At 60.5% G+C, this 19,867-nt stretch carries 18 protein-coding genes; 8 read left to right on the plus strand and 10 right to left on the minus strand.

Going from position 1 to position 19,867, the window contains the following annotated elements; all coding sequences use genetic code 11:
• The first annotated feature begins 6 nt into the window (after positions 1 to 6).
• Complete coding sequence (locus BST38_RS10025) at positions 7 to 510, plus strand: isoprenylcysteine carboxyl methyltransferase family protein (protein WP_083143131.1); 504 nt, start codon at positions 7 to 9, stop codon at positions 508 to 510.
• A 3-nt stretch (positions 511 to 513) separates the two neighbouring features.
• On the opposite strand, the gene purE is transcribed toward BST38_RS10025, so the two are convergent.
• Together purE and BST38_RS10035 are read right to left on the minus strand one after the other, a co-directional pair.
• The gene (purE, locus tag BST38_RS10030; RefSeq protein ID WP_083143132.1) at positions 514 to 1,017 is read right to left on the minus strand and encodes a 5-(carboxyamino)imidazole ribonucleotide mutase; all 504 of its coding nucleotides are present in this window, start codon (positions 1,015 to 1,017) and stop codon (positions 514 to 516) included.
• The gene (locus BST38_RS10035) at positions 1,014 to 2,222 is read right to left on the minus strand and encodes a 5-(carboxyamino)imidazole ribonucleotide synthase (RefSeq protein ID WP_083143133.1); all 1,209 of its coding nucleotides are present in this window, start codon (positions 2,220 to 2,222) and stop codon (positions 1,014 to 1,016) included. The genes purE and BST38_RS10035 overlap by 4 nt, the downstream gene beginning before the upstream one ends.
• A gap of 85 nt (positions 2,223 to 2,307) precedes the next feature.
• Here BST38_RS10035 and BST38_RS10040 point away from each other — a divergent pair, with 85 nt between their 5' ends.
• From BST38_RS10040 to BST38_RS10050, 3 genes are read left to right on the plus strand one after another with little or no spacing between them, the layout of a single operon-like run.
• Complete coding sequence (locus BST38_RS10040) at positions 2,308 to 2,997, plus strand: GtrA family protein (protein ID WP_083143134.1); 690 nt, start codon at positions 2,308 to 2,310, stop codon at positions 2,995 to 2,997.
• Positions 2,998 to 3,040: 43 nt separating this feature from the next.
• Complete coding sequence (locus BST38_RS10045; protein ID WP_165761574.1) at positions 3,041 to 3,412, plus strand: CrcB family protein; 372 nt, start codon at positions 3,041 to 3,043, stop codon at positions 3,410 to 3,412.
• A gap of 3 nt (positions 3,413 to 3,415) precedes the next feature.
• The gene (locus BST38_RS10050) at positions 3,416 to 3,793 is read left to right on the plus strand and encodes a hypothetical protein (RefSeq protein WP_237160727.1); all 378 of its coding nucleotides are present in this window, start codon (positions 3,416 to 3,418) and stop codon (positions 3,791 to 3,793) included.
• Here the strand turns inward: BST38_RS10050 and BST38_RS10055 are convergent.
• The 4 genes from BST38_RS10055 to BST38_RS10070 all read right to left on the minus strand — a co-directional run bounded on the left by BST38_RS10055 (position 3,790) and on the right by BST38_RS10070 (position 7,085).
• On the minus strand, positions 3,790 to 4,323 hold the full coding sequence (locus BST38_RS10055; protein WP_083143135.1) for a YdcF family protein: 534 nt from the start codon (positions 4,321 to 4,323) through the stop codon (positions 3,790 to 3,792). The genes BST38_RS10050 and BST38_RS10055 overlap by 4 nt on opposite strands.
• Before the next feature lie 93 nt (positions 4,324 to 4,416).
• On the minus strand, positions 4,417 to 4,935 hold the full coding sequence (locus BST38_RS10060; protein WP_083143136.1) for a PH domain-containing protein: 519 nt from the start codon (positions 4,933 to 4,935) through the stop codon (positions 4,417 to 4,419).
• A gap of 101 nt (positions 4,936 to 5,036) precedes the next feature.
• On the minus strand, positions 5,037 to 6,434 hold the full coding sequence (locus BST38_RS10065) for an NAD(P)/FAD-dependent oxidoreductase (RefSeq protein WP_083143137.1): 1,398 nt from the start codon (positions 6,432 to 6,434) through the stop codon (positions 5,037 to 5,039).
• 3 nt (positions 6,435 to 6,437) lie between these two features.
• Positions 6,438 to 7,085, minus strand: coding sequence for an undecaprenyl diphosphate synthase family protein (locus tag BST38_RS10070; RefSeq protein ID WP_083143138.1), 648 nt, complete (start codon positions 7,083 to 7,085; stop codon positions 6,438 to 6,440).
• A 603-nt stretch (positions 7,086 to 7,688) separates the two neighbouring features.
• Between BST38_RS10070 and BST38_RS10075 the strand changes: the two genes are divergently transcribed.
• Entirely contained in the window at positions 7,689 to 9,002 is a 1,314-nt protein-coding gene (locus tag BST38_RS10075; RefSeq protein WP_237160728.1) for a glycosyltransferase, read from the plus strand.
• 848 nt (positions 9,003 to 9,850) lie between these two features.
• Complete coding sequence (locus BST38_RS29350; RefSeq protein WP_165761575.1) at positions 9,851 to 10,582, plus strand: glycosyltransferase; 732 nt, start codon at positions 9,851 to 9,853, stop codon at positions 10,580 to 10,582.
• A gap of 60 nt (positions 10,583 to 10,642) precedes the next feature.
• Here the strand turns inward: BST38_RS29350 and istB are convergent, their stop codons facing one another.
• The 4 genes from istB to BST38_RS10095 all read right to left on the minus strand — a co-directional run bounded on the left by istB (position 10,643) and on the right by BST38_RS10095 (position 15,984).
• Positions 10,643 to 11,455 carry an IS21-like element helper ATPase IstB gene (istB, locus tag BST38_RS10080; RefSeq protein ID WP_083143140.1) on the minus strand — a complete coding sequence of 271 codons (813 nt, stop codon included), beginning with the start codon at positions 11,453 to 11,455 and terminating at the stop codon, positions 10,643 to 10,645.
• On the minus strand, positions 11,455 to 12,669 hold the full coding sequence (gene istA / locus BST38_RS10085) for an IS21 family transposase (protein ID WP_083143209.1): 1,215 nt from the start codon (positions 12,667 to 12,669) through the stop codon (positions 11,455 to 11,457). The genes istB and istA overlap by 1 nt, the downstream gene beginning before the upstream one ends.
• Before the next feature lie 1,154 nt (positions 12,670 to 13,823).
• Positions 13,824 to 15,314, minus strand: a complete 1,491-nt coding sequence (locus BST38_RS10090; protein ID WP_083143210.1) for a sugar transferase — start codon at positions 15,312 to 15,314, stop codon at positions 13,824 to 13,826.
• Positions 15,315 to 15,441: 127 nt separating this feature from the next.
• A complete protein-coding gene (locus BST38_RS10095; RefSeq protein WP_272818843.1) occupies positions 15,442 to 15,984 on the minus strand; it encodes an arsenate reductase/protein-tyrosine-phosphatase family protein in 543 nt (180 codons plus the stop codon).
• Between the two features lie 408 nt (positions 15,985 to 16,392).
• On the opposite strand from BST38_RS10095, the gene BST38_RS10100 reads away from it, so the two are divergent.
• A complete protein-coding gene (locus BST38_RS10100) occupies positions 16,393 to 17,670 on the plus strand; it encodes a nucleotide sugar dehydrogenase (RefSeq protein ID WP_083143141.1) in 1,278 nt (425 codons plus the stop codon).
• A gap of 258 nt (positions 17,671 to 17,928) precedes the next feature.
• The gene (locus BST38_RS10105; protein ID WP_083143142.1) at positions 17,929 to 19,677 is read left to right on the plus strand and encodes a heparinase II/III family protein; all 1,749 of its coding nucleotides are present in this window, start codon (positions 17,929 to 17,931) and stop codon (positions 19,675 to 19,677) included.
• The last annotated feature ends 190 nt before the right edge of the window (positions 19,678 to 19,867 follow it).

Raw genomic sequence — 19,867 nt, forward strand, 5'->3', positions numbered from 1 at the left:
GGAGCCATGTATTACCTGTTCATCCTTGCAATCGGAGCGGAACGCCTCGTCGAGCTGGTGGTCTCGCGACGCAACGCGCGCTGGTCATTCGCGCACGGCGGCCAGGAGTTCGGTCGCGGCCACTATCCGGCGATGGTGAGTATGCATGCGCTGCTGCTGATTTCCTGCATCACCGAGGTCGCTGTCTGGCATCGCCCGTTCGTCCCGTGGCTCGGGTGGCCGATGATGGCGCTCGTCGCCGCGAGCACGGCCCTGCGGTGGTGGTGCGTCGCAACCCTGGGTAAGCACTGGAATCCGCGCCTCATCGTGATCCCGGACGCTCCGCTGGTGACCGGTGGGCCTTACCGATGGCTGCATCATCCGAACTACACCGCGGTGGCGGTGGAGGTGGCGGCGCTTCCGCTCGTGCATTCGGCGTGGGTCACCGCGATCGTGTTCAGCCTAGCCAATGCCGCGGTGCTCTCCGTCAGGATCGGCGCGGAGAACCGAGCGTTGGGTTATGCCGCGTAACCGCTACTCCCCCAGCAGCTTCTGCCGAAGCGCCTCATCCTTCTGCAGCACCATCTCCTCCAGAGATGCTTGGAACGCCATCACTCGGTCTTGCAGCGCTTTGTCGGAAGCACCGAGAATCCGCACCGCCAGCAGACCGGCATTGCGCGCACCGCCGATCGACACCGTCGCGACCGGAACACCGGCGGGCATCTGGACGATCGACAGCAGCGAGTCCATGCCGTCCAGCCGTGCGAGCGGCACGGGAACCCCGATCACGGGCAGCGGGGTGGCCGACGCGACCATCCCCGGCAAATGGGCGGCCCCGCCGGCGCCGGCGATGATCACCTCGATGCCGCGCCCGGCGGCTTCCTGGGCGTAGGTGAGCATCCGGCCCGGTGTCCGGTGCGCCGAGACCACACCGACCTCGAACGGCACGTCGAACTCGGCGAGCGCCTCAGCTGCATCGGACATCACCGGCCAGTCGCTGTCACTGCCCATGATCAGCCCAACCCGGGGAGAACTCATGCGTGGGGATCCCATCCGTCGGTCCACTGTGCGTGCGACAACCAGTGTGCCGCCCGCTCGGCGCGCTCCCGCAGGGACGTCATCGATTCAGCCGGTCCGCCGACGATGTTCACGTGCCCGATCTTGCGGCCCGGCCGCTCCTCCTTGCCGTAGAGGTGCACTTTGGCATCTGGCATGCGGGCGAACAGGTGGTGCACCCGCTCGTCCATCGACATCGCCGGTATCTCGGGGGCGCCGAGCACATTGCCCATCACGGTCGGCGCCAGCGCGGACGTGTCCCCGAGCGGGTAGTCCAGAACCGCGCGCAGGTGCTGCTCGAACTGGCTGGTGCGCGCCCCGTCCATCGTCCAGTGCCCGGAGTTGTGCGGCCGCATCGCAAGCTCGTTGACGAGCAGCTGCCCGTCGACGGTCTCGAACAACTCCACCGCGAGCACCCCGACGACGCCGAGCGATGACGCGATACGCAGCGCCAGTTCCGACGCGGCGGAACCCAGTTCCTCGGACAGGTCCGGCGCCGGGGCGAGCACGGTGACGCAGATGCCGTCGCGCTGCACGGTCTCGACCACCGGCCATGCGGCACCCTGTCCGAACGGTGAGCGGGCCACCAGCGCGGCCAACTCGCGGCGCATCGCGACCCGTTCCTCGATCATCACCGCCACACCGTCGGCGAGGTAGCGCTCGACCACCGAGCACACTTCGTCGGTGTCGGCGGCGAGGACGACGCCGCGCCCGTCGTAGCCGCCGCGCACCGTCTTGATCACCGCCGGACCGCCGACCTGTTCACTGAACGCGATGGCGTCCTGCACGGAGGTCACCTCGGCGAAGCGGGGTACCGGCGCGCCGAGGTCGGAGAGTCGGCGGCGCATCAGCAACTTGTCCTGCGCGTGGACGAGCGCGCCGGGCGGTGGGGCGACGTTCACGCCGTCGGCGACGAGGGCGTCGAGGTGTTCGGTCGGCACGTGCTCGTGGTCGAAGGTGAACGCGGTCGCGCCCTTCGCAACCTGTCGCAGCGCCTCGAGGTCGGTATGGGAGCCGAGGACGACATCCGGGGTCACCTGGGCGGCGGATTCATCGCTGCGGACGGCCAGCACCCGCAGGGTCTGGCCCAGCGCGATTGCCGCTTGGGCCGTCATCCGGGCGAGTTGGCCGCCACCGATCATTGCTACGACGGGCGGGGACGCGGGGCTTCTCGACACGGCATACATGGTGTCATGACCGGCACCACACCGATGACCTGCGGTTACCGAGCGATGCGGCATTGGGCACGCCGGTTCCGTAAACTGGCTCCTTGTGTCCTTTGCCGATGCGACGATCCGCCGCCTGCCGCGGCCGGTCCGTCCCTACGCCGAACGGCACCACGAGCTGATCAAGTTTGCCATCGTCGGTGCCACGACGTTCGTCATCGACTCCGCGATCTTCTTTACATTGAAGCTGACGATCCTCGAGCCCAAGCCGGTGACGGCCAAGATCATCGCGGGCATCGTCGCGGTGATCGCGTCCTACATCCTGAACCGGGAATGGAGCTTCCGCGACCGCGGCGGCCGGGAGCGCCACCACGAGGCCCTGCTGTTCTTCGGTGTGAGCGGCGTCGGCGTGCTGCTGAGCATGGCGCCGCTGTGGATCTCCAGCTATGTGTTCATGCTGCGCGCGCCTATGGTCTCGCTGGCAGCCGAGAACGTCGCCGACTTCATCTCGGCGTACATCATCGGCAACCTGTTGCAGATGGCGTTCCGGTTCTGGGCGTTCCGCCGCTTCGTGTTCCCGGACGAGTTTGCCCGCAACCCGGAGAAGGCGCTCGAGTCCACCCTGACCGGCGGCGGACTCACCGAGGCGCTCGAAGACGAGTACGAGCTGCGCCATCCGCACACCCCCGTCGGGCAAGCCGAGAAGGCCGGCAACGTGACCCCGATGCGGAGGCGCCGGCGCGGGCAACGGCAAACCCCTGACCCCGACGAGCCGAGGGTGTCGAAGACCTCATAGGTCGGCGCTGCCGGGTCGACGGTCTTTGCATAACGTTTGTCACGTGCCGGGTCGCCATCGCCGTTCGCAGCAACTGCAGCCCGCGGCTTTGATCGTGGGCGGTACCGCCGGGGCGCTGGTGCGCTATGCGATGGCGACGACGTGGCCGAAGCCTCAGGACATGCTGATCCCGACACTGATCGCCGTCGGGGTGGCGTTCTTCTTCGCTGCGTACGTGTTGGCGACCGGTCTCAGGACTTCACTCCACTATCTAATCCTCGGATTATGTGGTGGCGTGGCCAGTTTGAGCGCGTGGGCGGTGCTCACCATCAGCACACCGATGAGGCTGTCCCTGGCCTTCTTGACGCTGACACCGGTCGCGGCGGTCACTGGGTTGTTGTGCGGATTGGTGGTGGCACGTGCGGTGGCCAGGTGACCCGTGCTGACGTGGGTGCTCGTCGCGATGGGCGGGGTGATGGGCAGCGTGTTCGCGCTATTGATGCTGCAACGGCCGACCCAGCGCCGACTTCTACTCAGCACTGCCGGCATCTGCGGGCTGTTCGGCGTGTTCAGCGCCTACCCATACCTACCTACGTTCACAACGCCGGTCACGTTCGGATTCCTCGGTACAGCGTCGAGCATGGTTCTGGTCGCGTCAGCGCCACCGGCGTGGTTCGGAACTAAGTCGATTCTGCAGAGTGCCGTTGCCGTAACTCGCAGGTTGGCAGTGTATTGCGCTGTGGGCGTCACATTCGCCCTCGCCGGCTATCTCAGCGTCCGGGCAGGAACGACCTTCTACGTAAAGGTTCTTCGCTAGTCACACGGCCCCTGTATCTCCGCCTTCACCCAGCCTCCGTACTGGTAGAGGTACGTGTACTGCCACTGGGCTACGGAGAACGGGTAGCGGCGGGGAACGTCGCGCATAACGACCTCGCGGTTCGGTGTCACGAAGCATTGCTCGAAGATCCTGCGCGCGCGAGGGAGGTGATAGCGCCAACTGACCACGATCACCGATGTCCACCCGTACTGGTCAGCGAGTTCTCGTGTCATGATGGCTTCGCCGCGAGTTGTCGACGGGACGGGCGGCCGACAAATCACGCGGACATCACGGCGCGGCCTACAGACGTCCTTCATCGTTTTGTCTTGCGGGTGGTACGGGTTGGAAATCAAGACCGTGCGCGCGTATCCCTCTTGTGCCAGCTTCAATCCATACGATTCGCGGCCGTCGTGTTCGCCACCGAGGACGACGATGGCATCGGCGGGGACCAGGGAATCCGGCTTCGCACGCGCGAAAAGCAGTGTGCCGCTGGCGCCGTTGAGGAACAGCAGCAAAACCAGAACGGCCATGACCGCAGGAATGCGAAGCCGCTGCCGCCGAGTCACACAGACCGCCCGGAGAACATCGTCCTACGCTAGGACACAGCCTCCTCAGGTGCAGACTCAACTCGGCGACTCCTCGGAGCCCAACGTGTCGAAAACTTCGTGATACAGCAGTGAATGGACGTACTCAACCCGTGGAATGTCCTGAAATTCCAACGGATCCTGCGCCGCCGACTCGATGATCAAGGTTCCAGTCCTGAAGATCCGGTCGATAAGGCCGTGTCGAAATTCGACGCTATTGATGCGGGCCAAAGGGATGTCGATTCCCGACCGGGTGATCAGTCCGTGTCGATACATGACGCGGCGGTCGGTGATCACGAAGTGGGTGGTCCACCAGTTCAGGAACGGCCAGACCGAGAGCCATCCGATGAGGATGAGCCAGATACCGGCGACGACGCCGAACACGATGGTCCTCGCCGTCTGTTCCCAATTCAGGGTGTTGACGTAGCCGGCCAGAAATGCGGCGGCCGCAGATGCCACGATCAGGATGATCGCGGGGAACGTCAGACGTCCCCAGTGCGGGTGACGATGCAGGACGACCTGTTCGTCCTTGGCCAGCACGTTCTCCGGATAGCCCACGGCAGCACTGTACTGGGGATTCTGCCCGCCCGGCGGCCTTTCCCCTCCCGACCTCAACTCTGCCCGGCGCGTTGTACCCGGCATCCGAGTGGGTCGCTATTTCAGCTTCTCAGCAACCCGGTCTCGTGGTAGCCGAGGCCGGTGTTGACCAGCCACGGGTCGACCTTCTCGCCGAAGTACCGGCCGACACTGCGCAGCGCACTCAACATCGCATGGTCCTGGTTGTCGTAGCGGTGCATGCCGTTACGGCCGATCGGGTGCAGCCCCGGGTGATTCTCACGGAGATAATCCCGGATCCGAACAACGTTGCGTTCACGGCCCGCTTCGTAGATCGGGTACGCGTACTGCGAGCGGATGGTCATCAGCTGCTGGACGGACGAGTCTCCCACGCCGAGGACCTGCAGATCGCGCTCGACTATCGCACGCAGAGTCTCGTCGTCGGCCAGCCACAGGTCATCGTGCGGCAACGTGAAGTATTCAAGGCCCAAATAGGTTCCGGTGAATCCCTCAGGAGCCAGCGCAGGTGACCAGCGCAGGTAGTTCTGCACCCGGCCGACTCGGCAGTCGGCGCCGGGGGTGTACACCCAGTTGTACGGGATGTCGCGATGCTCCGAGAGCGCCACGGCGACGGTGATCAGGGATCGATGCCGGAGCGTGCCTGCGATCGCGCGAATGTGCTTGGGCGGGGCGGGTTTCAGCATGTGCATCAGGAGTTGCAGCGGCATGCTGGAGAACACGGCATCTCCGGCTGCAATGTCGCCGTTCTGCAGCTCGATGTTCCATTGCCGTCCGTCGTGGTGGAGACCAACCACCGGAGAATTTAGCGACGGAGTGACGCCGGCGTCGGTCAGAGCGGCGGCCGCGGCGTCCCAGAGCTGCCCGGGACCGAGCCTCGGATAACGGAAGACATCGTCGTCGGCGTCGCCCCGCTTGCCGGCACGGCGCCAGTCGATAGGCTTGATGCGCTGGTTGGCCCAGTCGCTGGACAGGCTGTCGGGGTCGGCGAGCCAGGTCTTGCGCACATAACCGTCGAAGAATATCCGGTACCAGTGCTTGCCGAACTCTTCGATCCCCCACTCGCGGAACGTCTGTTCCTTTTCGACGGCACGCATGCCGCGCCGAAATCGCGACCACATTAGCCCGCTGGCACCTCGCATTCCGCTGCGGAACCCGAGGCGTGTCACCAGTTCGCGGCCGAGGAGCGGGTAGGGCACCAGATGGCCGTCCACGAGCATCGCCGAACGGCGCGGAACCGCAAGCCATTCGTCGTGCGGGAGGAGCTCCTTCCATAGATCCATGATCTCTTCGTGTTGGGTGAAGAAGCGGTGCCCGCCGGGGTCCGCCCGCCACTGGCCGGCGGTCGGGGTGCGGGCCAGACCTCCGACGTGTTCGGTGGCTTCGTAGATTCGAGGGACCACACCCCGGTGCACTAGCTCGAGTGCGGCGGTGAGCCCGGCAGGGCCGGCCCCGATGATCAGGGGGTTGCGGTGCGTAGCCATTCGCTACCGTCCGCGCCGCTGCGGGAAACGACGGTGCTCGGAAATGAGGTCGTCGATGTGGTCGGTGGTCAGTTCGTTTAGCGGAGTATCCAGAAACACGAGCTCTGCGTACTGGCTTTGCAGCGGCAGAAATCCGCTCAGCAGAGGTTCTGCGGTGGTCCGAATGACCAGATCGACGTCGGGAATGTCGAACGCCGCCGCGATGTCGCAGCCCTGTTGTTGTGCGCGTTGGTGGGCGGCGCGCAACTCGTCGTAAGCGTCGTAGGCGGCGAGGATGTTGATGTGGAAGCTGTCGCCGTGGGTGGCGCGCTCCAGCGCTTCGGCCGCGTCGACGTAGCGGCGCGGAAGCAAACTCCGATCCCCGTGGAGTTGGACGGTGTATTCGTCGGAATCGAAGTGGGCGGGGAGTAGCTCGGAGAAGAAGTAAACGGTGGCGTCAAACACGGCGTCCAGTTGCGCGGGAGGTCTGGCGAGGTTGGCACGACTGAGGTTGTACACCGAGACCGTCCGCACCTGGTTGTGCCGGAGAGCAAGCAGGATTTCGATGACCTTCTCGGATCCGCTCCGGTAGGACTCCGCGTACGTCGCGCCGTTCGCATCGGCCCAACGGCGCATGCCGTCGGGTATCAAGCCGACGTGAGTTGGCTCCATGTACCAACATCCCCCGCCTAGTGCGAACCGCCCCGGATTTGATGCACCCTCTTTACTGGTGCCCAGGCCCTGAAGGGGCTGTATTCGTAGCGTAGTGGACCGTCTCTTGCGGCGACTCTGTCTGGACCTGTTCCCGACGCACGATTTTGCCCAGCAGACTGTCGTGCAGTTGAGCTCGCGGGCCACCTCCGACACAGGCGGCCCGCGTCCACCACGCCTGACGAGCCGCCTCCACCATGCCCTCAGGTGTAAACGACCAACGCGCCCGCGGCATGTCGACATCCTCCTTGCAGGCACCGTCTCGCTACTCAGGTGTCCGCATAAACTTGGGCAACTCGAAGGCCTCACGGGCTCCTCATACCGTCGCATCCCACTCAGTTCACGGCCGATTTCCATCAGTGCGCTGTCCACAGCGTCGCCGACCGAGGCCGATCGAGGAGGTGATCCGGAGTCACAAAGCGCGGATCAGAAAGCCAGCACGGAGTATGAGATTAGTGCAGTCGGCACCGACCAGGTGGTTCGAGAAGCAGGGCGCGTAGCGATGCGCACACTGGGGCTAGCCACCCCAATGGTCGACTCCGCAGTGTGGCAGATTGTGGGTTTATGAAATTCCCGAAGACGATGGACGTCGAGCCGACCGATCGTCCACTCCGTATAGCAGTTATCTATAGCCGAGTTCCGCTGCCGATGCGTCGTGCTGACCAGATGACCGTGGCGCACCTGTTGAGTTTCCTCAAGGCACGTGGACATGTGGTTGATTTATTTTGCATAAATACCGGCGCATCCGCCAGCAGCGAGGACCTTGCCTGGCTTCGGGGCGCGTGTCGAGAGGTTCATCTCTATAGATTCGGAAAGATCAGCAGCATCGCGCGCGCCGTTTTCGGCATATTGAAAACGCGGCCGTTGCAGGTGGGGCTTTTTTCACACCCTGAGCAGCGACGGGAGGTTCGATCCCGCATAGGGGCCGGTGATTACGACATCGTCTATACCTACTATTTCCGCAGCGCGGAGATTACACGCGATACGGGTCGTCCAGCTGGCGAATTACCCAGACCAAACGATAAGCGCCCAGCTACTTTTCTCGCGCTTCAGCTCTCGCAGACCCTTAATTCTCGTCGAATTGCACAGAACGCGCCCAATCTCGCGCTTCGCATTTTATATAAAGCCGAAAGCCGTCTCGTAGCCGCTTATGAATCGCGTATTTGGCAGAGCTTCACCCACAGCGTTTTGATCGGGTCACGGGATGTGGAGGAAATCTCCAAAAACTGTCGTGCACAGGGTGTGACGCCGATAAATAATTATGTATTCGGGGCACACGGCACGGATGTGAGCCGTTTCGCCCCGCGCACGGACATTGCCGAGCGACCGCACCATATCGTGTTCTCAGGTGTGATGCGCACGCCGACCAATGTGCACGCCGTTCAGTGGTTCGCCCAGAATGTCTGGCCACATGTGCGTACCGCTCTGCCCGATGCGACGTGGACAATCGTCGGCCGCGAGCCGTCCGCGGAGGTGCGGGAACTCGATAAGTTACCGGGCGTCACGGTCGCTGGCACCGTTCCAGATCCAGCGGTATACATGGCCGAGGCAGCCGTCTGCATCAACCCGATGCAGGCGGGCGGCGGCATGCAAAACAAGCTCATCGAATATCTCGCGATGAGTAAGGCGATCGTCGCGACACCTGTGGCTAATGAAGGGATCGGTGCGACTCCGGGTGAGCACTTGCTGGTTGCCGAAACAGCTGGTGACTTCGCAGCGGCGGTAATCGCGCTGCTAAACGACCCCGAGCGCCGAAGCGTGCTCGGCGCTGCCGGGCGCACATTCGTTCTCGAGAATTGGACATGGGAATCGCATTGGCTTCGACTGGAAGAGAATTTCTATGCAGCGCTTCCTCCGCATGATGGTGCGCGCTCTTGATGGTGCGCGCGCGAACCACAGCCGTGTCCCCCTGGCGCGTCCCCTCCCTCGGACCTAGTGACCGTTCGGAGTGACTAGCAGTGGTAATGTCTACAAATGACTTAGCTGCAATCAATAGCGAAGGTGGTCAGCATCTTGACAACTGCGCTGGAACACATGAGCTTCGCCTGAAGCGGTTTTCGCGGTGCGATTGAACCGAGCTAACAGCGTCCCGGCGGCAACGCGTTGTCCACTCCGGGATGACACTGATTCACCAATATGCATGGTGCAATTCAGAAGCGCCGAAACGCCACGGAGTCCAAACTGCAACGCGGGTCAACCCTAATTTGAAATGAAATGGACGTAAGGTATCGTGCGCAATGCGTGATTCGACGGAGAATAAACCCCGGATACTGTATCTGACAAAGGTGCTCCCTTACCCTCCTGCAGTATCGGGTGACAGTGTTTACAGCCGAGGCATTATCGAGTCGTGGTCGACCCTTGCGGAATTGACTGTTCTATGCGCTGAGAGCGGAGCAGATCGGCAACTAGCCACTTCCGGTGTTAAATGGCGAATCGCTGGCAACGTAAGAGATGGCAGAGCGAGATCAGTACTTTCGAAGTTCCCCCTTATAGCATGGAAGGGGGCTACGAGCGAGTTCCGCACGGAATTAGATGTACTCCTTGCTTCAGGAAACTGGGACGCGATAGTTCTCGATAATATTGGCATGGCTCATGCTTTACCGCGCGTTCAGAAATATCGAAAATTACACCCCAAAGTAAAGCTTGTCTACATTTCACATGAGTGGGAGTATTCGACACGCGCTAGTAAATACCGAGCGTACGACATTAGCTTAGCGGTGCGCTTAGTGGCTCAGCTCGACCTCAGAAAAGTCAAACGCTGGGAAAAAGCACTGATCGTGAAATCGGACATCGTGACCGTAATTACGGAGGCCGACTTAGCCCCATTCCGAATGATAGATCCCGCCCGGAAGTATCTCCTTATCTCTCCAGGATATAGCGAGACTATAGTCGAATCGCGCCGAATTACCGGAGAAACGCCGAAAAGAATTCTTCTCCTCGGCGGTCGCCGAAACGAACAGAAGCAGCAAGTATTACTAGACTGGCTTTCTAGTGCATACAAGCCTCTGACTGAGGCGGGTATTGAGATTACGGTTGCGGGTGATATAAGTATCGAGCTCCGCGACTATGTCGTCGGCAAGTACCCACAAGTTAACGTGATGGGATACGTAGAGGATCTCGTAAAGCTAGTTGAAGGAGCCCGAGCGGGGGTTATTGCTGACACTATCGGGGGTGGCTTCAAGCTAAGACTCTTGTCCCATGTATTTCACCGACTTCCGATTATCGGCCTAACCGATGCGATTATTGGACTTCCTACCCCTGAAGGCAAAGGCTATCTTGCAGTTCCAACCCTCTCGGAACTCTCGAAGCTGATCTGCGAAGTCATTGACGACGTCGACACGCTTGATGAATTGCAGAACCGAGCGTTTCATGATTGTGCACGCGCGTTTTCCTGGCAAGAGCGCGCAGACACATTAACCAAGGCAATTGGCGGTCGCGACACCACGCGCCTGATGTGAAACGATTGTCGGCTCCGGTTGAATCCTGAGCGGCCTGCTCCGGTTGAAAAGTGAGCAGGTTTACGGGGTTGAGTCTGCCTGACGATCGGCTTCCACGGAGGGCAGTGTGTCGATCGCGGTATGTTTGATGCGGTAGCTGGCACCTTTGAGGGCGATGACGTCGGCGTGGTGGACGATTCGGTCGATCATCGCCGAGGCGATGGTGGCCTCGCCGAAGACCTGCCCCCAGCGGGAGAACGGCAGGTTGGAGGTCAGGATGATCGAGGACTTCTCGTACCTGGTGGAGACGAGCTGGAAGAACAGGTTGGCCGCTTCGGTGTCGAAGGGGATGTAGCCGACCTCGTCGATGACGATGAGCCCGTAGCGGCTGATCTTGCGTAGTTCGGCGTCGAGGCGGTTGGTGCGGTGCGCTTCGGCCAGCCGGGTGATCCAGCCGGTGGCTGGGGCGAACGCCACGCGGTGCCCGGCGTGGGCGGCAGCGATCGCCAGCGCGGTGGCCAAGTGGGTTTTGCCGGTGCCGGGTGGGCCGAGTAGGACGATGTTGCGGGCTTCGGATAGCCAGCCGCCGGCTTCCAGACGGGCGATCTGGGCGCGGTCGACTGCTGGTTGGGCGGTGAAGTCGAAGTCGGTGATCGTCTTGATCGCCGGGAACCCGGCATAGCGGATACGTTGGCGGGCACCGGATTCCGCGCGGGCGTTGGACTCCACCGCCAGGACCGCGCCGAGGTAGTCCTCCAACGACCAACCGGCGTCGCGGCCCTGCTCGGCCAACCGCTGGTAGTGCGCGGCGATCCGCGGGGCCTTCAGGAGACGGGCCTGGTGGGCGATGAGCTTGTCGGCCTCACCCGGCACCGGGGTGCGTTTGGTGGCCATCAGGCGACCTCTCCGGTCCCGAACCGCACGTCGTAGGCGCTTAGGTCGGCGACCTCGACATCGACGGCCAGATGCGCACCCGCGGCGGGGCGGCTGCGGAACTGCTCGCGCAGTACCGCCGCAGCGGCGAGATGCTCCGGATCGGTGACCAGTCCCGCGCTACCCCAGAGCCTTTCGTGATCGGCGACCAGGCGGTCGGCGCACCGGGCGGTGATCCGGTCCAGGCCGGTGGTCACGGTGATCATCCGGCCGATCATCTCCGGATGCACCGAGTAGGCGTTGCCACCACAGCTGACGTAGTAGTCGCGACCCAACCGCGTTACTACTGTCGTACCCGTCGCCGGGGCGACCGGCGGCAGTGCGGTCATCGCGGCCCGATCGGCGGCCAACGCGTCGGCCGGGATCAGACCCGTGGTGGCGTGAATGCGGCGGTTGGCGATTCCTGCCAGCCACGCCCACAGCTGGGCGTTGAAATCCGCCGGCGAGGTGAACGTCCGGCCCGGCAGGAACGAAGTCTCCAGATAGCCGTTGGCCCGCTCCACCAGGCCCTTAGATTCGGGGTCATAGGGCCGGGTCTGAATCAGCCGGGTGGCCAGCACCCCGCAGAACCCGGTGACCCCGTCGGCCAAACGTCCACGCTGACCAATGCCGGACTCGTTGTCCCACAGAAGCGTTCGAGGGACCGCGCCGATGTCCTGGAGCAAGTGCCACATGCCGGCGAGTAGATCCCCGGTCACCCGTGACGGGATCATCATCGCCGCAATGAACCGCGAACAGGCCGCGACCATCACCAGCACCGGAAACGATCGCAGTACCCCGGCGTGATCGGGCACCAGGGCGCCGGGGAACCAGAGGTCGCACTGCACCTGCTCACCCGGAAGATGCACCAACCGGTCACATGGATCGGCCGGGGCGTACTCAGGGCGGATCCGTGCGACGTTCTCGGCGAACCAGGAATGCCCGCCGGCCCAGCCGACCCGCTGCGCCAGCACCGTGGCCGGCATCGTCGGGAACTGCCCGAGCAACGCCCGCACCGCAAGCTCGACCTGCGCCCACGCCGACGTCGTCGACGGCGTGCGCACGTACCGCGGCGGCGCCTCAGAGTTCAACGCCTTAGCCACGGTGTTCCGCGACAGCGACAACCTCTCCGCGATCGCAGCCTGCGACAGTTTCTCCGACCGATACAGCCGGCGAATCTCCGCCCAATCCTCCACAGTGATCACTCTCCAATCAGAAGGGTGCTCACTTTTCAACCGGAACTACCTGCTCACTTTTCGGCCGGAGCCGACAACGATAACTATCTGTGCAGCGCCGTCGGCTCAGCTGGGCCCACGTCATCGGCATGCCGGTCTTGAGGCGGTCTGTAGACCTAACCGCGTAACGACGCCAATTCACGCCCGCCCGGACGCCACGTCCCCTCTGGTGCGAACGCAATCACTGCCAAGCCGGACGGTTCCATGTTCTTTACAACCCACGACCCGAGGCTGTGCGACCTCATGCACCTCGCCGGCACCCGAAGCTACTGGCCTTCGTGCTTAACGGCATTATCCAGCGAGAGCCACAGCGAACGACCCCTCTGCACACCCATAGCGTCAAAAGCAGGCGGTGCGTGAGATCTACAACTCCGAAAGCAATCTGCAAAGCCTGGGTCGCGGCGGAAGCGTTCGAGATCGAATTCGTAGAAGTACGCCAGGGCGGACGTCAGGATCATCGCCGGACCGCTACACCTTGCTGTGTCCTGTGAGTTCCGGCCGATCATTGGACCACCGCGTGTGTTGACGGCGTGCTCCACAAATCCGATCGAAAGAACGTTCACCACCGTGCGTTACGTACCAAAGTAAACAACGGACTTGATCGCTTGTCACGGGACGCGGTGCCTACAAAAGTCATCGGACGCCACCCAGACCTTCTAACGGGTCGTATCGCCCCACACCCGGTCGCTCAGGTCCACACCGGAGCGGTTCAACGACAACTGTGGAACGACCACCACCACCCGCAGACGCCGGCGTGCGCAGCGGAACCAACGTCCCGACCCTGATCTACGAGGTCGCAAAGTCCTCACGGAATGAACTGCCAAGTATACATAGGATGCGTAACTCCTCAGAGGAATTCTGTGCTCGATGCAGAGTCACTGTGGTGCCGACGGACTGTAGTAGGCGACCCACCCAGCCGACCAGCCGATCGCGGCAGTGCCCGGTGCCCCGTCCGCAGGCCGCAACCGCACAGGGCTCAACTGCACAAGTTCAACGATTACCAACGGGAAGCACCATTCGTCTATCGCCGAAGCATGCAAATATTGTCGTTACATAACTAAACGACCGCCAGCTGTCGGCGATGTCTGTGCCGTATTTCGCCGAGCATCAATCGTCTAATAGGCGCCGGAATGACTGAGCATCGCCCTGACTGTTTTGATTGCGATGATTAGATCCGAAATCATCGACCAATTTTCGACGTAGAACAGATCAAGGCGAACCGTATCTTCCCATGACAGATCAGAGCGGCCACTAACCTGCCATAACCCCGTAATCCCAGGTCGAACGAGAAGTCGTTTCATTGCATGATCGTCATAGGTTTGAACCTCGCGGGCCAGAGGAGGGCGTGGGCCAACGACGCTCATGTCCTGCTTAAGCACGTTGATGAACTGTGGGAGTTCATCGATGCTGTACTTGCGCAAGATTCTACCAATTCTCGTCACCCTTGGGTCGTCCCGAATCTTGAACAGTACCCCGCCTTCACTTTCGTTAAGCGCTGCAAGTTTCACAACCATTGAATCAGCACCGACTACCATCGTACGGAACTTAATCATTTCAAATGGCTTGCCGTCGAGGCCGATGCGCTCCTGCCTATAAAAGACCGGCCCACGACTCGTCAATTTCACAGCCGCAGCGATAAGTAACAGAAAGGGAAAACCCAGCAACAGTACGGTGCTCGCGAACACGATGTCGAATAAGCGCTTTTCGAATCTCTTGGCGCCATTGTATCTCGGCTTGTCGACGTGAATCAGAGGAAGCCCAGCCACAGGGCGAATCTGTAACCGCGGGCCCGCTATATCGACAACACCGGGGGAGACCAGCAAGTCAATATCCAACTTTTCGAGTTCCCATGAGAGATCCCGGATCCCGCGACCGTCCAGGCGCTCAGTCGCGGTGACGGCGACAGCGTGGCTCCCTGTGATGCGTACTGCATCCACGACGTCTGATTCGTCGCCATACGTTAGGACCGAGCCTACGCCGGGGACCTCAATCGTCGGGCGGTGCATTGGACCGGGTATGCAAGCCCCAACCACCTGGTACTCGGATCCTCCATCACGAGCCAGCGACTTGGTGAGGTCGCGGACAGCGGAGGGGCTACCCACCGCGAGCACGCGCGTAATACAGCTGCCGTTTCGCGCTCGTGCGCGAACGACTATCTGGCGAGCAAACCAGCGCCCCAAGGTCAAGAAAAGCAAGCCTGCGGGCAGCGCGATCACAAGGTATCCCCGGGCAATCTCCAGCTTGAAAAGCATAGAAGTAATGGCTACGCCACCGAAAACGGATAGTGTTGCGATCCATACCCGGCGATACTCCTCGGCGCCCGACCCTATGACGCGGGTAGAACGCGACCTGTTGATACTGAGGGCCAAAACCCACAGGATCGCGATTATGACCGAAACCGCGCTGTAGTCGAGACTCTGGTACGTGGGCACGGCTTCCGACACCGCACCAAAGCGCAACCACTGTGCCAACCCGACTGCGAGCACGACCCCTAAGAAATCAACCGCTACCAGCCGAAGCGCATAACTTTGCTGCCAAGTCGGGATTTTACCCCGAACCGGCACGATATTTGCTGACACATCTGGCTGATCATTTATCGCCGTCATAAAGCCCCCCACGCGTCTCCCCCTCTGCGCAGGAACTTTATCGCACACGACACGCGCTTCTCAACCGGAGAGAGTCGGATCGCTTGACGACCAGCAGCCCTTAGCCGGCCGAGATATCGTCTCGAACTCAGGCCCGCACCTTGTCCGGCCCACACAGGTCGATGACTGGCGGGAGGAGCATAGCGATCTTCTCACCGACCGACCTGAATACCTCGGGAGCTTGCCCCATGGGATCCACGACATCGACTCGCTCCTCTGCCCCCAACTGAGAACGAAGGGGGGCAAGTTCGTCCACCGACCGCGGACTCCAGCGTTGCGACAGTTGAGACGCCTCCGAAAGCATGAAGGTTCGGTTGAGCTTCCAGGGCGCGAGCTCCAACACTTCGTCGCGATGGGCGGCTGTCATGGTGACTATCAAATCGGCACTTGCGGCTATCTTGGGCGTGAGTTGACGCGCCCTGAAGCCCGCGGGATCACCCCCTAGTTCTTCGAGCACGCGCGTAGCACTCGGGTGGATGGCTTGGTCGATTACTGCGCGCGTGCCCGCGCTCGATGCGACGAAGTCCGGAATTTGGCGGGTTGCCGCGTACGCCTTGCTCAACCTCTCCGCCACTGGCGAGCGGCAGATATTTCCCGTGCAAACGAACAGGATGTGCAGGATTCCTCCCAAGATGGGGTGCCCCGAAGCACGCAGCCTTGACCTTCGGCTCTAGTTAGGCTGTCTCGGGTTCCGATATCGTAGCCGCAGGGCCAGATCCTCACGGAAGGGCCCACGCCACAGCAATGAGCCATAAAGCTGCAGGAACCGTTTTGGCGGATGTCGACCACCTTATATCCGCGCGCCAGGCGCGCGATCCGAAATCGGTGCAGCTGTACAGAGCGTCGGACAAGCCATGCCCGTCACGGTGGATTGCTTTCAGCTAGACTCGGGCCCGGCGCGTGACACTGTTAGAGACTTCAGTCAACACGATTCTGACAATTGCATCACGCTACAGGAACTCGTTACGAGTTCTTTTGGACGGATTAGGCGGGGAACCGGAAGTTCCCTCAATCGGATTAGGCGGGGGCACAGGGTCCATTGAAGATTGCGATTTTAGGACTTGGATACGTCGGCATAACAGCTGCCGCGTGTTTAGCCAGCCAGGGTCATAGTGTGATTGGCATCGATCCCAACGAAACGAAGGTAGATGCCGTGCTTGCCGGACGGTCACCGATCGCCGAACCCTTGGTACGCGAGCTAATCGACAGGGCGAGGAAAGACGGTCTTATAACTGCAAGCACAACTCTTGTTCCTGAAGTCGCGCTCTGCGAGCTTGTCATAGTCTGCGTGGGCACGCCTAGCGCGGTCGATGGGTCACACAACATGACATATATCGCTGAGGTATCTCGCCAAGTAGCGGAGTTGGTCAAGGCGAACCCTGAGAGTCGACCCACGGTGGCATATCGGTCGACCATCAAGCCCGGATCGATGGACGAGCTCATCCAGCCCATCTTCGAGGGCATCCTCGGACAAGAATCGCGCCGCGTCGAGCTCGTTTACTATCCCGAGTTTCTGCGCGAATCTACGGCCGTCTCGGACTACTTCTCACCGCCCAAGATCGTTATTGGAACTCAGAACGGTGAGAAATGCGCTGCTTTGGACGTAATCAACGAAGGCATAGAGGCCCCTCGGTTTTATGTCAAGTATCGCGAGAGTGAGATAACTAAGTTCATCGACAATTCATTCCATGCAGTAAAAATTACATTCGCGAACGAGATCGGGCGAGTATGTAACCACCTCGGCATAAGCCCCGACATCGTCCACAAGATCTTCGTTTCCGACACAAAATTGAATATCTCGCCGCAATATTTGAGGCCGGGCGGGCCATTCGGAGGTTCCTGCCTACCAAAGGATGTCCGGGCCCTGCAATACATTTCCCGCATTTCCGGGAGTCAGACCCACCTAATCGATTCGCTAATTACCTCCAATGAGGCGCATAAGTCGTTCGTCTTTAGGTTTGCCACAGACGGACTCAAACACGGTGCAAAGGTACTTCTTATCGGCATTGCGTTCAAAAATGCAAGTGATGATCTAAGAGAGAGTCCCAACGTTGATCTAGCTAGGATGCTGATCACCGCTGGATATCAATTAGCGATATTCGACCCGCACGTCACTCCCCAGAACTTGATTGGCCAGAACTTGGGGGTCCTTTCGAATTCACCATTCATCCGAGAGTTACTCGTGGACCAGGAGGCGATTGAAAGCACCGAATGGGATCTAGTGATCGATTCGCGGGGTTCAGCCGGCGAGTACAAGCTCGAGGCTTCTCGAACGGTGGATGTGAACAAACTCATGCTGCGCAACAGCAGCAGTTAACTTTTTGATCTTGCCACCGCGATTCATGAAATACAGGCCGGAAAACTTCAAGTTGGATGCGAACGACATGTCTCAGCTGAAAGTCAAAGTTCGCTAAACTTCACGTATCGTTCGTAACGAGTACAGGCGACAATAAACATAACTTTCACGCAAACCTATCAGCCATGAATACGTGCGGCGGCTAGCGTCAGACCACAGTAGGAGTCAGAATTGCGTGTCCACCCTACATTGCGTGCCGCAACACGCTTAACGCCTCGGATGGTTGCGTTCCAGATCAAACGCAGCGTAAGGGGCAAGCTGGTTCCAAGGTTCCCGAATGTCTACGACCGGACGATCCGCCGCACCGCGTCGAGCTTGCCGACGCCAGAGTTCAGCGACAAAATGCCCCCAGACCTCGCGCACTTTGTCGGCGAATATTACCGCCATAATGACGAAGAACTAAAGGATGCGGCCTGTGGTCGATTTACGCTACTGGGACGCGCAGTGGATTTCGGGTCAATACAAGACATTGATTGGCTGTTTCTACACCCAGACGAGGGCGACGGCCTTTGGCGGATGAAGTTTGCGCAACTCAGCATCTTGCATTCGCTTATTTCGAGCGCAAACGAGGCACATCACTACTCGGCGCGCGCCATATTGAGGCGTTTTGCGGAGTTCCGCACCTTCGAGTCAACCGAAGCGTTCGCTACCTGTTGGTCACCATATGACACATCTCATCGAATCCTAGCGACCCTCAGCGGGCTGGCAATTGCCCGAATGCGAGGACATATCGGAGAAGATGTGCGGGCGGAAATAGAGGATTTCATTCGCCTAGATGCTGGGTTCCTATGGCGAAACGTCGAGCATGAAATGCGCAATAATCACACGGAACGCAACCTTGCAGCTCTATGTTTCTATCATCTTGCCGCCAATTCAATATCGCCATCACGTGCTCGACGGCTCGATCGAGAAGTCAATCGGATCATTTCTGCGACCGTGCTTGCTGACGGCATGCAAGCCGAACGCTCGGCGATGTATCAGGGTCTGACTGTGATGTCTCTTCGGATCTTCGCTGCGTGTCACTTTCTGTCCGTGGCGACACGTGACTTAGCGCGAAAGCGGGCAGATGCCGCCGCTGGCGCTTGGATGTTTCTCACACACAACGATGGAGATATCGCACTCTTTAACGACAGCTGGTTCGGTGAAGTTCCACAGCCAACGGCAGTCCTTGACACGGATAAGGTTACTTTGCCGCTGTCCCTCCCGGACGCGGGATATTACCGATTGTCTTCCGGGCCAATCGAAGCACTCTTCGATGCAGGTGAAATTGGGCCCCGGTGGAACCCCGCCCACGGTCATCCTGATTTTTTAGCGCTCGAGGTAGATGCTTTTGGCCGCCGCTTCATTGTTGATCCCGGAACTTCTCAGTACTCGCCCGGCCCTCAGCGGACATATGAACGGTCGGGTCAGAGTCATAATGGCCCTCACTACCAGGGTGTCGAAACTGTTGAGTACCACGGCAGGTTTAAAGTCGGAAAGTTCCTCCGCGCGGAGCCGCTTTCGGAAGTCGATCTGTCCAATATATCCGTCGACACATTAGGCGGTCACATTCGCACCTCCGCCGGTGTATGCATTCGAATCGTGTGCGCCCTACCGAGTGGAGGGTTGCTCGTCATCGATCGTTGGATGTCATCCCGACCTGCAGGCGCCACGAATCTGCTCATTCCAGATTCTTGGACCATTCAGCATCGGGGCGAGGCTGTAGAAGCGCGCTCGGCAGAAGTTACGACTGAGGTGGTCGTGTTTCAGGGACGGCTGAGGGGGCTCGAAAAGCGTACGTGGGCTCGCCGATACTTCCATGCAGAGGGAGCTGTTGCGGTCATGCTTGAACCGACAATCGGCCCATCCGGAGCGCAAGAACTCGCCTTCGGGATCGGAGTCGTGCTGCAATCTGAATTATCCGCCGTCCACGCCGAGGTGACTAACCAGCTCACATCAGCTATTAAGGCCGGTGTTTTCACCCGATGAATCAGCCCAAGTTCGACGCCGCATCATATTTGAAGCGGACAGATGCGAACCACGCCCAAGAATATTGACTTCAAGGAATCCCGCCCTCTTGAGTCAAAACTACCGCCTGCTTTATCGTCAACTCACGTGTGAGCACCGCTCGGGGTCGCGATGGCGCGAAGTTGCAGGCAATGGTCGTACGCGATGACAC

Source organism: Mycolicibacterium parafortuitum (assembly GCF_002086815.1).
Taxonomy (GTDB): Bacteria; Actinomycetota; Actinomycetes; order Mycobacteriales; family Mycobacteriaceae; genus Mycobacterium; species Mycobacterium parafortuitum.

Coding starts and splice junctions, on each gene's coding strand:
- istB (WP_083143140.1), bottom strand. CDS start 11,455: ATGGCCACCAAACGCACCCCGGTGCCGGGTGAGGCCGACAAGCTCATC.
- BST38_RS10025 (WP_083143131.1), top strand. CDS start 7: ATGTATTACCTGTTCATCCTTGCAATCGGAGCGGAACGCCTCGTCGAG.
- BST38_RS10070 (WP_083143138.1), bottom strand. CDS start 7,085: ATGGAGCCAACTCACGTCGGCTTGATACCCGACGGCATGCGCCGTTGG.
- purE (WP_083143132.1), bottom strand. CDS start 1,017: ATGAGTTCTCCCCGGGTTGGGCTGATCATGGGCAGTGACAGCGACTGG.
- BST38_RS10065 (WP_083143137.1), bottom strand. CDS start 6,434: ATGGCTACGCACCGCAACCCCCTGATCATCGGGGCCGGCCCTGCCGGG.
- BST38_RS10035 (WP_083143133.1), bottom strand. CDS start 2,222: ATGTATGCCGTGTCGAGAAGCCCCGCGTCCCCGCCCGTCGTAGCAATG.
- BST38_RS10055 (WP_083143135.1), bottom strand. CDS start 4,323: ATGGCCGTTCTGGTTTTGCTGCTGTTCCTCAACGGCGCCAGCGGCACA.
- BST38_RS10090 (WP_083143210.1), bottom strand. CDS start 15,314: ATGACGGCGATAAATGATCAGCCAGATGTGTCAGCAAATATCGTGCCG.
- BST38_RS10075 (WP_237160728.1), top strand. CDS start 7,689: ATGAAATTCCCGAAGACGATGGACGTCGAGCCGACCGATCGTCCACTC.
- BST38_RS10105 (WP_083143142.1), top strand. CDS start 17,929: ATGGTTGCGTTCCAGATCAAACGCAGCGTAAGGGGCAAGCTGGTTCCA.